The 11,116-nt window shown below is 69.7% G+C and carries 12 protein-coding genes and 1 tRNA gene; 5 read left to right on the plus strand and 8 right to left on the minus strand.

Annotated features, from left to right (window positions below; genetic code table 11):
• Positions 1 to 460: SurA N-terminal domain-containing protein (locus A612_RS06295; protein WP_040436240.1), on the minus strand; the 460-nt coding region annotated here is incomplete at its 3' end.
• 282 nt (positions 461 to 742) lie between these two features.
• Between A612_RS06295 and A612_RS06300 the strand changes: the two genes are divergently transcribed.
• Positions 743 to 1,687 (plus strand): DMT family transporter, encoded by a 945-nt coding sequence (locus tag A612_RS06300; protein ID WP_019373663.1) that lies wholly within the window; start codon positions 743 to 745, stop codon positions 1,685 to 1,687.
• Between the two features lie 77 nt (positions 1,688 to 1,764).
• On the opposite strand, the gene A612_RS06305 is transcribed toward A612_RS06300, so the two are convergent.
• From A612_RS06305 to uvrC, 4 genes are all read right to left on the minus strand, one after another.
• Positions 1,765 to 1,840, minus strand: a tRNA-Val gene (locus A612_RS06305).
• A 17-nt stretch (positions 1,841 to 1,857) separates the two neighbouring features.
• Positions 1,858 to 2,130: an HU family DNA-binding protein gene (locus tag A612_RS06310; protein WP_019373664.1), complete on the minus strand. Its 273-nt coding sequence runs from the start codon at positions 2,128 to 2,130 to the stop codon at positions 1,858 to 1,860.
• Positions 2,131 to 2,312: 182 nt separating this feature from the next.
• Entirely contained in the window at positions 2,313 to 2,882 is a 570-nt protein-coding gene (gene pgsA, locus A612_RS06315) for a CDP-diacylglycerol--glycerol-3-phosphate 3-phosphatidyltransferase (RefSeq protein ID WP_019373665.1), read from the minus strand.
• A 54-nt stretch (positions 2,883 to 2,936) separates the two neighbouring features.
• Complete coding sequence (uvrC, locus tag A612_RS06320) at positions 2,937 to 4,895, minus strand: excinuclease ABC subunit UvrC (RefSeq protein WP_019373666.1); 1,959 nt, start codon at positions 4,893 to 4,895, stop codon at positions 2,937 to 2,939.
• A 112-nt stretch (positions 4,896 to 5,007) separates the two neighbouring features.
• On the opposite strand from uvrC, the gene earP reads away from it, so the two are divergent.
• Together earP and efp are read left to right on the plus strand one after the other, a co-directional pair.
• A complete protein-coding gene (gene earP / locus A612_RS06325) occupies positions 5,008 to 6,147 on the plus strand; it encodes an elongation factor P maturation arginine rhamnosyltransferase EarP (RefSeq protein ID WP_019373667.1) in 1,140 nt (379 codons plus the stop codon).
• A gap of 165 nt (positions 6,148 to 6,312) precedes the next feature.
• A complete protein-coding gene (gene efp / locus A612_RS06330) occupies positions 6,313 to 6,867 on the plus strand; it encodes an elongation factor P (RefSeq protein ID WP_019373668.1) in 555 nt (184 codons plus the stop codon).
• Between the two features lie 66 nt (positions 6,868 to 6,933).
• On the opposite strand, the gene rimO is transcribed toward efp, so the two are convergent.
• On the minus strand, positions 6,934 to 8,364 hold the full coding sequence (rimO, locus tag A612_RS06335; RefSeq protein ID WP_019373669.1) for a 30S ribosomal protein S12 methylthiotransferase RimO: 1,431 nt from the start codon (positions 8,362 to 8,364) through the stop codon (positions 6,934 to 6,936).
• 57 nt (positions 8,365 to 8,421) lie between these two features.
• Positions 8,422 to 8,913 (minus strand): polyhydroxyalkanoate synthesis repressor PhaR, encoded by a 492-nt coding sequence (gene phaR, locus A612_RS06340; RefSeq protein ID WP_241209524.1) that lies wholly within the window; start codon positions 8,911 to 8,913, stop codon positions 8,422 to 8,424.
• A gap of 214 nt (positions 8,914 to 9,127) precedes the next feature.
• Here phaR and crcB point away from each other — a divergent pair, with 214 nt between their 5' ends.
• Together crcB and A612_RS06350 are read left to right on the plus strand one after the other, a co-directional pair.
• Positions 9,128 to 9,535, plus strand: coding sequence for a fluoride efflux transporter CrcB (gene crcB / locus A612_RS06345; RefSeq protein WP_019373671.1), 408 nt, complete (start codon positions 9,128 to 9,130; stop codon positions 9,533 to 9,535).
• A 62-nt stretch (positions 9,536 to 9,597) separates the two neighbouring features.
• Positions 9,598 to 10,461: an LOG family protein gene (locus A612_RS06350; RefSeq protein WP_019373672.1), complete on the plus strand. Its 864-nt coding sequence runs from the start codon at positions 9,598 to 9,600 to the stop codon at positions 10,459 to 10,461.
• Between the two features lie 21 nt (positions 10,462 to 10,482).
• On the opposite strand, the gene A612_RS06355 is transcribed toward A612_RS06350, so the two are convergent.
• Positions 10,483 to 11,116, minus strand: a 634-nt coding sequence (locus tag A612_RS06355; protein ID WP_019373673.1) for a DNA recombination protein RmuC, incomplete at its 5' end; no start/stop codon positions are given.

Here is an 11,116-nt window from a genome sequence, read left to right on the forward strand (position 1 = left end):
GCGCCTCGAAGCCTTCGGGGGTGAAGCCCTGGGCACCGACCAGCGCGCGGTAGGCCTCGGTGTCGAGGGTGCCGTCGGCGCGCCGCAGCGCAGCGATCTGCGGAATGCTCTGCAGTTCGCGCGCCAGGCGCGCGTCGCTCGCCATCAGGTTCATCTTCTGCGCTGCCGCCTGCAGCACCCGGTCGCGCACCAGCCGCTCGAGCGTCGCGTAACGCGCCTGGGGCGAGTCGAGCAGCCGCCCGTCGATGCCGGGCGACTGGGCACGGATGCGGTCGCTCTCCATGCGGTGGGCGTTGTCCCACTCGTCCTGCGTGATGTCCTTGCCGTCCACGCGCGCCACCACCGGGCTGCCGCCGGAGAAGTAGTTCCGGTCGATGCCCACCAGCACGAAGGACGGGATGATCAGCAGGAACAGCAGAAGCATCACGAACTTGGAGTGCTTGCGGATGGACTCGAACATGTCTGTCAGGCTTTCAACAACGATCGCTGCGGCAAAAGAAAAGGCGAACCTGCGTTCGCCTGTGCGGGAAGGTGGGCCGCGGCGCGATCGGAACGTCGACCTGCACCGCGTGGAGGCAGCTTGACCCCCGGGAGCCCGGGATCAGCAAGCCCGCCCCCGGTGCGTGCCCACCCTGGCAGAAAACCCGTGGATTTTACTTCATGCTCTCCACCCGGCCGGGCAGCTGCGTGGGCGGGCCCGGGCGGCCCGGGCCTGTCTGCCTCCATAATCGTTGCACCGACCATGACCACCACCTCCCGGGAGACCACCGCGCCCCAGCCGCTGGCAGGCGCGCGCAAGACCCACCTCGACGCCCTGGCCACCACCTTGCTGCTGGCATGTTGCCTGTTCTGGGGGTTCCAGCAGGCGCTCTCCAAGGCGACGCTCGCGGAAGTCGCTCCGCTGTACCAGGCGCTCTGGCGCTTCGCCCTGGGAAGCGGTGCCCTGCTGCTGTGGTGTCGCTGGCGCGGCATTCCCCTCGCCGCCCCCGGCACGGCGCCGCGCGGCAGCTGGCGCTACGGGCTGCTGGCCGGCGCCCTGTTCGGCGGGGAGTTCATCTGCCTGTTCCTCGGGCTGCAATACACCAGCGCTGCGCGCGTGACGATGTTCCTCTATTGCTCGCCCTTCTGGGTGGCAGTGGTCCTGCCCCTGCTGGTGCCATCCGAGCGGCTGCGCCGCGTGCAGTGGCTGGGCCTGGGCGGGGCGCTGGTCGGCGTGGCGCTGGCGCTGGCGGATCGCTCGGGCACCGCCGCGATGCCCGGCGCCTGGCGCGGCGACCTGCTCGGGCTGCTGGCAGGCCTACTCTGGGCGCTGACCACGGTGGTGCTGCGCGCCACGCCCCTCGGCCAGGTCCGCGCGGAGACGCAGCTTCTCTACCAGATGGGCGTCGCCTGCCTGTTGCTGGCGCCGGGATCGCTGCTCATGGGCGAGCGCTGGCACCTCGATTTCAGCGCCTTCGCCTGGACGTCCCTGTGGGTGCAGGGCCTGATCGGCGGCTTCGTCAGCTACCTGATCTGGGTCTGGCTGCTCGGGCGCTACCCGGCCACCCGGATGTCGTCCTTCGTGTTCCTGACCCCGGTCTTCACCCTGGTGGTCGGCAGCCTGTGGCCGGGCGAGCCGGTCACGGCAACGCTCGTGGGCGCGCTGGTGCTGGTGGCGCTCGGGATCTGGCTGGTCAACCGGCGCTGAGGCTGCGGCAGGCCACGCAAAAGGGCCTGGATCGCCTCCAAGACCTTGATTTCATTAACTTTTTTACTTGAAAGGGGTGGTGGGTGCTGACGGGTTCGAACCGCCGACCTACGCCTTGTAAGGGCGCCGCTCTACCAGCTGAGCTAAGCACCCCCTCTCGTTCGCCGCAGTCAGTTCACGGCGTCCTTGAGCGCCTTGCCCGGACGGAACTTGGGCACCTTGGCGGCCTTGATTTTAATCGTATCGCCGGTGCGCGGATTGCGGCCCGTGCGCGCGCCGCGCTGGCCCACGCTGAACGTTCCGAACCCCACCAGGGACACCGTGCCGCCCTTCTTGAGCGTCTGCTTCACCGCGTCGATCGTCGACTCCAGCGCGCGCGTGGCGGCGGCCTTGGAAATGTCGGCGTGGGTGGCGATGTGCTCAATCAGTTCGGTCTTATTCACAACAGGGCCTCTTGCATGAACGGTGTTGGCAATGTGCGGCGTCTCCGGGCTCGCGCCCCGCACATCGGCGCCCTCCGGCGCTGGCGCAACAGCAAATTCTAGTCGCAATTGATGGGCTTCCCGGGAACCCCGGGGCGCTAGGCCGAACCCCGATTGACAGCCCACCGCTGCCCAAAGGGCCCTCAGCGCGGCACGCGCGCGCGGATCTCCGGCAGCGCCTTGCGCAGGTAATAGACCATCGACCACACGGTCAGCACCGCCGCCAGCCAGATCAGCCAGGTGCCCCACACGCCGGTGTCGATGCGCCCGAACAGCCGCCCGTCATACAGCAGGAAGGGGATGGCCACCATCTGCACCGTGGTCTTGAGCTTGCCCAGCATGTGCACCGCCACGCTCTTGGCGGCGCCGAGCTGCGCCATCCACTCGCGCAGGGCGCTGATGGCGATCTCGCGGCCAATGATGATCAGGGCCACGAACACGTCGGCGCGCTGCAGGTGCACCAGCACCAGCAGCGAGGCGCAGACCAGGAACTTGTCGGCCACCGGGTCGAGGAAGGCGCCGAAGGCCGAAGTCTGGTCCAGCTTGCGCGCGAGGTAGCCGTCCAGCCAGTCGGTCGCCGCAAAGGCCACGAACATCACGGTCGCGACCAGGTTGCGCGTCTCCGGCGCCAGCGGCGCGTAGAAGACCCCCACGATCAGCGGGATCGCGACGATGCGCGTCCAGGTCATGACGGTGGGGATGGTGAGGAACATGGGTGGCGATTGTGGCACGCGGGTGCCGCCCCCTGCGGCTGGGCCGGCGCCCTCTCAGCGCAGCGCGCGGTAGATCTCCTCGGCCAGCGTCTGGGAGATGCCCTCGACGGTCATCAGGTCCTGCACGCTCGCCTCCTGCACGCCGCGCACGCCGCCGAAACGCTGCAGCAGGCGCGCGCGCCGCTTCGGCCCCACGCCGGGAATCTCCTCCAGCCGGCTCCCGCCCACGCGCACCCGGGCGCGCGCCGCACGCATCCCCGTGATGGCGAAGCGGTGCGCCTCGTCGCGGATCTGCGCGACCAGCATCAGCGCCGCCGAATCGCGCCCGAGGAACAGCTTGGGCCGCCCGTCGGCGAACACCAGCTCCTCCAGCCCGACCTTGCGCCCCTCGCCCTTTTCCACGCCGACGATGCGCGCGATGTCCAGGCCCAGTTCGGCAAACACCTCGCGCGCCACCCCGACCTGGCCCTTGCCACCGTCGATCAGCACCACCTCCGGCAGCCGCGCGCGGCGGTTGGGCAGCTCGGCCCCGCCGGCCTCGCGCTGCGCCTCGGCCACGGGCGTGTAGCGCCGCGTGAGCACCTGGCGCATGGCGGCGTAGTCGTCGCCCGGCGTGATGCCCTCGATCTTGAAGCGCCGGTACTCGCTGTTCTGCATCCGGTGGTGGTGAAAGACCACGCACGAGGCCTGCGTGGCCTCGCCCGCGGTGTGCGAGATGTCGAAGCACTCGATGGTGATCTGGTCCAGGTTCTCGGTATCGAGGTCCAGCACCTCCGCCAGCGCACGCGTGCGCGCCTGTTGCGAGCCTTCTTCCGTCAGCAGGCGCGCCAGCTGCAGCTCGGCGTTCTGCTGCGCCATCTCCAGCCAGGCGCGGCGCTGCTCGCGCGGCTGGTGCACCGCCGTGATGCGCACGCCGGCCTGCTGCGACAGCGCCTGCACGAGTTCCGGGCGCACCGGCTCGCTCACGATCAGCGTGGGCGGCACCGGCACGGCCAGGTAGTGCTGCGCCAGGAAGGCCTCCAGCACCTGCGCCGCCACGTCGTGCGCCGGGCCGCTGCCCGGCTCGCCTTCCGGCCCGTCCTCGGCGTGCCATACGCCCGCCGCTTCCTCGACGTGGACCGGAAAGTACGCCCGGTCGCCCAGGTGGCGCCCGCCGCGCACCATCGCCAGGTTCACGCAGGCGCGCCCGCCCTGCACGCGCACCGCCAGGATGTCCACGTCCTTGTCCGAGACGGTCTCGATGGCCTGCTGGTGCAGCACCCGCGACAGCGCCGTGATCTGGTTGCGCACCTCGGCCGCCTGCTCGAACTCCAGCCGCTGCGAATGCGCCAGCATGCGCTGCTCCAGCAGTTGCAGCAGCTCCTGCGTCTCGCCGCGCAGCAGCGCCTCGGCGCTCGCCACGTCGCCGGCATAGTCCTCGGTCGAGATCAACCCCACGCACGGCGCCGTGCAACGCTTGATCTGGTAGAGCAGGCACGGCCGGGTGCGGTTGGCAAAGACCGTGTCCTCGCAGGTGCGCAGCCGAAAGACCTTCTGCAGCAGCTGGATGCTCTCCTTGACCGCCCAGGCGCCGGGGTAGGGGCCAAAGTAGCGGTGGCGCTTGTCGGTGCCGCCGCGGTAGTAGGCGATGCGCGGGAAACGCTGGCCCGGCGCATCGCCCGTGCCGTCCTTTTGCGCGACGCCGGTGATCTTCAGGTAGGGGTAGCTCTTGTCGTCGCGAAACAGGATGTTGTACCTGGGCTGCAGCGACTTGATCAGGTTGTTTTCCAGCAGCAGCGCCTCGGCCTCCGAGCGCACCACGGTGGTCTCCAGCCGTGCGATCCGGCCCACCATGTGGCCGATGCGCGTGCCGCCATGCTGCTTGGTGAAGTAGCTGGAGACGCGCTTCTTCAGGTTGCGCGCCTTGCCGACGTACAGGAGCGTGTCCTGCGCGTCGAAATAGCGGTACACCCCCGGCAGCGGCGGCAGCGCCGCCACCTGGGCCAGCAGTTCCTCGGGGTGCGAAGCGGACATCCCCCTATTGTGGAGGCTGGCGCGGCGACCTCAAGGACCGCGGGCCCTGCCGCCTGCCAGAGGGCGCCGCGGCGGCGCAGCAGGGCGACCCTGCCCAGGATAATCGCGGTCCATGCCCTCGCCTTCTGCCGCCCCGCCGTCCGGACACGCGTCCGCACCCGGCCTGCGCTGGGACGTCTTCTGCCAAGTCATCGACAACTACGGCGACATGGGCGTGTGCTGGCGGCTGGCGGCCGACCTGGCATCGCGCGGGCACGCGGTGCGCCTGTGGACGAACGATGCCGGCGCGCTCGCTTGGATGGCGCCGTGGGGCACCCCGGGCGTGCAAGTGCTGCCGTGGCCCGCGGCCGCGCCTGCCGATGGGCCCGGCGACGTGGTGGTCGAGGCCTTCGGCTGCGAAATCCCCGGTGCCTTCGTCGCCTCGATGGCGCAGCCCGGGCCCGGGCGGGCCCGGCCTCCGGTGTGGATCAACCTGGAATACCTCTCGGCCGAGGGCTACGTGGAACGCTGCCACGGCCTGCCCTCGCCCGTGCTGCACGGTCCGGGCACGGGGCTGACGCGCTGGTTCTTCTACCCGGGCTTCACGCCACGCACCGGCGGCCTGCTGCGCGAGCCGGCGCTGGCGGCGCGGCAGGCACGCTTCGACCGCGCAGCCTGGCGCGCCGGCCGCGGCATCGCTGCAGACGCTCTGGCGGTCTCGCTGTTCTGTTACGAGCCGCCGGCGCTGGCGCAGCTGCTGCAGCGGCTCGCGGCCGTCTCGGGGGGCGCGCACCTGCTGGTCACTCCCGGCCGGGCGGCGGCGGCGCTGCGCGCCCTGCAGGGCCCGGGCGGCGCTCCTGCTGCGGCCGCCCCCGGGGCACACCGGGGTGTGCTGGTAGCGTGGCTGCCGGCTTGCCCGCAGCCGGCCTTCGACGAGCTCCTGTGGGCCTGCGACCTGAACTTCGTGCGCGGCGAGGACTCCCTGGTGCGCGCCCTGTGGGCCGGGCAGCCGTTCGTCTGGCACATCTATCCCCAGGACGACGGCGCCCACCGCGCCAAGCTGCTCGCTTTTCTGGACTGGCTGCAGGCGCCCGCCTCCTGGCGCCAGGCGCACCTGGCGTGGAACGGCATGGCGCCCGCGGCCAGCCTGCCGCCGCTGGGCCCTGCCGAGCTGCGGCAGTGGCACGCCTGCGCGTTGCGCGCGCGCGATCGCCTGCTGGCGCAGGCGGATTTGTTGACCCAACTGCTGGGTTTTGTGGACGGGAAAAGCTAGAATCTCAGGTTTTGCGCCACTTGTTGCCGTGCACTTTCCACCCGGAGCCGTGCCGGCCGGCGCCCCCGCCGCAAGCGTTCAGCGCCGGGGTGAGCCAGGCAGGCCCTGCCGGTTTCGCCCCGCCCCGTGCGAGCGGCCCCACCTCCTTCCTTCTCAGGCCAAGCCATGAAACTCGCTCAAGAAATCCGCGCCGGCAACGTGATCATGCAGGGCAAAGACCCCATGATCGTCCTCAAGACCGAATACGCCCGTGGCGGGCGCGGCGCCGCCACCGTGCGCATGAAGCTCAAGGGCCTGCTCACCGGCACCGGCAGCGAAGTCGTCTTCAAGGCCGACGACAAGATCGACAACGTCATCCTGGACAAGAAGGAGTGCACCTACTCCTACTTCGCCGACCCGATGTACGTCTGGATGGATGCCGACTACAACCAGTACGAGGTCGAGGCCGGCAACATGGGCGATGCCCTGAGCTACCTGGAAGACGGCATGGCCGCCGAAGTCGTGTTCTACGACGGCAAGGCCATCTCGGTCGAGCTGCCCACCAGCGTCGAGCGCGAGATCACCTGGACCGAGCCGGCTGTCAAGGGCGACACCTCCGGCAAGGTCATGAAGCCGGCGAAGATCGCTACCGGCTTCGAGGTCGCCGTGCCCCTGTTCGTGGACCAGGGCGACAGGATCGAGATCGACACCCGCACGGGCGAATACCGCAGGCGCGTCTGAGCGCCGACGCGGGCCGCGCAGGCTTCCCCCGGGAAGCCTTTTTTCATGGGCTTGCGGGGTTGTAGCTCAGACCACCTGCCCCACCAGATCGTGCCCCTGCGTTGCAACGATGCGGGCGCGCACGAAGTCGCCGGTTTTGTAGGTCTTGCTGGCCTTCTCGATGGGCTGCAGGTGCACCACGCCGTCGATCTCCGGCGCATCGGCCCACGAGCGGCCCACGCCGCCCTTCTTGCCCAGGCTGGCGGACTTGTCCACCAGCACCCGCATGGTCGAGCCGACACGCTGCTGCAGGCGCGCGGTGGAAACCGCCTCGGCCACCGCCATGAAGCGCGCCCGGCGCTCCTCGCGCAGCTCGGGCGGCCACATGCCCGGCAGGGCGTTGGCAGCGGCACCGGGCACGTCGCTGTAGGCAAAGCAGCCGGCGCGGTCGATCTGCGCCGCGTGCAGGAAATCCAGCAGGTGCTGGAACTCCTCTTCCGTCTCGCCCGGGAAGCCGGCGATGAAGGTGCTGCGAATCACCAGCTGCGGGCACTGCTCGCGCCAGCGCTGAATGCGCTCGAGATTTTTTTCACCGCTGGCAGGGCGCTTCATGCGGCGCAGCACATCCGGGTGGCTGTGCTGCAGCGGCACGTCCAGATAGGGCAACACCAGGCCGTCGTTCATCAGCGGGATCAGCTCGTCCACGCTGGGGTAGGGGTAGACGTAGTGCAGCCGCACCCAGGCGCCGTGCGGCCGGGCCAGCTCGCCCAGGGCCTGCACCAGCTCCAGCAGGCGCGTGCGCACCGGCTTGCCGTCCCAGAAACCGGTGCGGTACTTCACGTCCACGCCATAGGCCGAGGTGTCCTGGCTGACCACCAGCAGCTCCTTGACGCCGCCCTCGAACAGCGCGCGCGCCTCGCGCAGCACGTCGCCCACCGGGCGCGAGACCAGATGGCCGCGCATGGAGGGAATGATGCAGAAGGTGCAGCGGTGGTTGCAGCCCTCGCTGATCTTCAGGTAGGCGTAGTGGCGCGGGGTGAGCTTGATGCCGGCCTCGCCAAACGCCCCCGGCACCAGGTCGATGAAGGGGTCGTGGGGTTTTGGCAGGTGGCGGTGCACCACGTCCATGACCTCCTGGGCCGCGTGCGGGCCGGTCACGGCCAGCACACTCGGATGCACATCCTGCACCAGCGTGCCGCTGCCGTCCTTGCCGGCCTTGGCGCCCAGGCAGCCGGTGACGATCACCTTGCCGTTCTCGGCCAGCGCCTCGCCGATGGTGTCCAGGCTCTCGCGGACGGCATCGTCGATGAAGCCGCAGGTGTTGACGATGACCAGGTCGGCCCCGTCGAAGGACTTGGAGGTGCGGTAGCCCTCGGCGGAGAGCTGGGTCAGGATGAGTTCGGAGTCGGTCAGGTTCTTCGGGCAGCCCAGGCTGGCAAAGGCGATCTTGGGCGCTGGCCCGGCGTCCGGGGTCGGGTGGGGGGCAGGCGTGGAAGTAGGGGCGTGTGCGTCGCTCATCGCCCGTATTTTCCCAGAGGATGCCATCGCGGGGAAACGCAGGCCGCTTCCGCCCCTTCAGCGCTTCTTGATCCCGAACGCTCCCAGCATCTGCTCGGCCTGGCGCTGCATCTGTTCGTTCATCTGGGCGAAGGCCTTTTGCGACTGCTCGGCATAGCTGCCCATCCAGGCCTGCATGGCCGGGGCGTTGAGCTGCATGAGCTGCGTCCACTTCTCGGGCGACAGGCCTTGCGTCTGCTCGGCCAGACGCGCCTGGAACTCGACGAACATCTGCACGCTCTTCTCCAGCTGCGCGCCCATGAAGCCCTGCATGGCATGGCCGTAGAAGCGGATGATGTTGGCGAGCGCCGCCTCGCTGAACATGGGGGTGCCGCCGGCCTCCTCCTCCAGGATGATCTGCAGCAGGATGCTGCGCGTCAAGTCATCGCCGGTCTTGGCGTCGCGCACGCTCACCGGCTCGCCATTGATGACCAGTTGCTTGACCTCCGCCAGCGTGATGTAGGTCGAGGTGGAAGTGTCGTAGAGGCGGCGGTTCGGGTATTTCTTGATGGTGCGCTCGCGCGGGGACGGCTGCTCCTGGCTGCCGCTGGTCTCGGTTTCGGGGGTTTTCTTGTCTCGCACCTGGGGCTCCTCGGGGGCGGCCTGGAAACGGCCGCTATTGCAGTGCAACAGATTCTAGGCATGCGGCGCCCGGCGCAGCGGAGCGTAAACCCGCCCCCCGTGCGGGCGTTGCCGATCGGCGCGCTCCCTACAATCGCCTCCCATGCTGCACGCCCTGGCCATCTGTCTTGGTGCCTGCGCCGGGGCGCTGGCCCGCTGGCGCCTGGGCCTGTGGCTGAACGCCCCCGGCGCGGCCCTGCCCTGGGGCACGCTCGTGGCCAACGTGGGAGGCGGCTGGCTGATCGGTCTGTTCCTCGCCGCGGCGCAGGCCATGCCGCAGCTCGACCCCGCCTGGCGCGCCCTGGTGGTGACCGGCTTCCTGGGTGCGCTGACCACCTTCTCCGCCTTCTCCGCCGAAGTCTTGGCCCTGCTGCTCCAGGGGCGCGTGGGCGCAGCACTGCTGCTGGCGCTGCTGCACCTGGCGGGCTCGGTGCTGGCCGCCTGGGCCGGTCTGGCAGGCGGCGGCTGGCTGTGGAGCGCGCTCGGGCCGGAGTCGGGCCCCGCCGCCTGAACAACCGGCGGCCGGCTTCCCGCCTTTGCCGGGGGCGACCGCGAAAGGATCAAAATCTCCCCATGGATGCAACCACCAATCTTCAAGACAGCCGCCTTGCCGACGCCTGGGCCGAGCTGCACAACTACGCCGTCTCGGGCAACCCGCTGGAGGCCGACGCCTACCGGCTGGCCTTCGCCGATCCGGAATTCCTGCTGCGCCGCGAAACGCGCGGCATCCGCTTTCAGCTGGAGCTGCTCAAGCCCGACCTGGGCCAGGCGGCGCAAGGCATCGACAGCACCATCGTGGTCTACGGCAGCGCCCGCTTCGTCGCCCCCGACGAGGCCGAGCAGCAGCTGCAGGACGCGCGCGCCAGCGGCAGCCCCGAGCGCATCGCGCTGGCCGAGCGCGCCGTGCGCAACGCGCGCTACTACGACGCCGCGCGGCAGTTCGCGCGCATGGTGGCCGAGCACTGCCGCGACTGCCCCCAAGAGCAGCGCCTGTATGTTTGCACCGGCGGCGGGCCCGGCATCATGGAGGCAGCCAACCGCGGCGCGCACGATGCCGGCATGCCGAACGTGGGCCTGAACATCACGCTGCCGCACGAGCAGAGCGGCAACCGCTTCATCACGCCCTCGCTGTCCTTCAAGTTCCACTATTTCGCGCTGCGCAAGATGCATTTCATGATGCGCGCGAAGGCCCTGGTGGTGTTCCCCGGCGGCTTCGGCACGCTCGACGAGCTGTTCGAGGTGCTGACGCTGGTGCAGACCGGCAAGGCGCGGCCGGTGCCGATCGTGCTGTTCGGCAGCAGCTTCTGGAAGGCGGTGATCAACTTCGACGTGCTGATCGAGCACGGCACCATCGCCCCCACGGACCCGGCGCTGTTTCGCATCACCGACGATCCGGCAGAAGCCTGGGCGATGATCCGCGCCTTCTACAAGCTGTAGCGGCCCGCGCCCCCGGGCGCCTCAGGCACCCTCGGCCTCCAGCGGAACCTGCGCCGTGCAGGCCCCCTCGTCTTCGTCCTCCTCGAACAGCCCGCCCGGCGGCAACGCCGGGGCGCCGGCCGGCTCCGGCGCCGGCAGCTCCTGCACGTCGCGCAGGCGCCGCTGGATGGCGCGCGTCCGCACCCCCACCTGCTCGAATTTCTTGGCGGCCGCGTCGATGGACTTGCGCGTGGCCTCGACCACGTCGCCGAACTTGGCGAATTCGGTCTTGACCTGGCCGAGCACGGCCCAGACCTCGGACGAACGTTTCTCGATCGCCAGGGTCTTGAAGCCCATCTGCAGGCTGCTCAGCATGGCCGCCAGGTTGGCCGGGCCGGTGATCATCACCCGGCACTCGTTCTGCACCGCCTCCACCAGCCCCGGGCGGCGCATCACCTCGGCAAACAGCCCCTCGGAGGGCAGGTACAGCACGGCGAAGTCGGTGGTGTGCGGCGGTGAGACGTACTTGCTGAAGATCTTGCGCGCCTCCAGCCGGATGGACGCCTCGAAGGCGTTGCCCGCCGACTGCAGCAGCGCCTTGTCGGCGGCGTCGTGCGCGTCCAGCAGGCGCTGGTAGTGCTCGACCGGGTACTTGGAGTCGATCGGCAGCCACACC

The organism is Melaminivora alkalimesophila, from assembly GCF_000282995.1.
GTDB lineage: Bacteria > Pseudomonadota > Gammaproteobacteria > Burkholderiales > Burkholderiaceae_C > Melaminivora > Melaminivora alkalimesophila.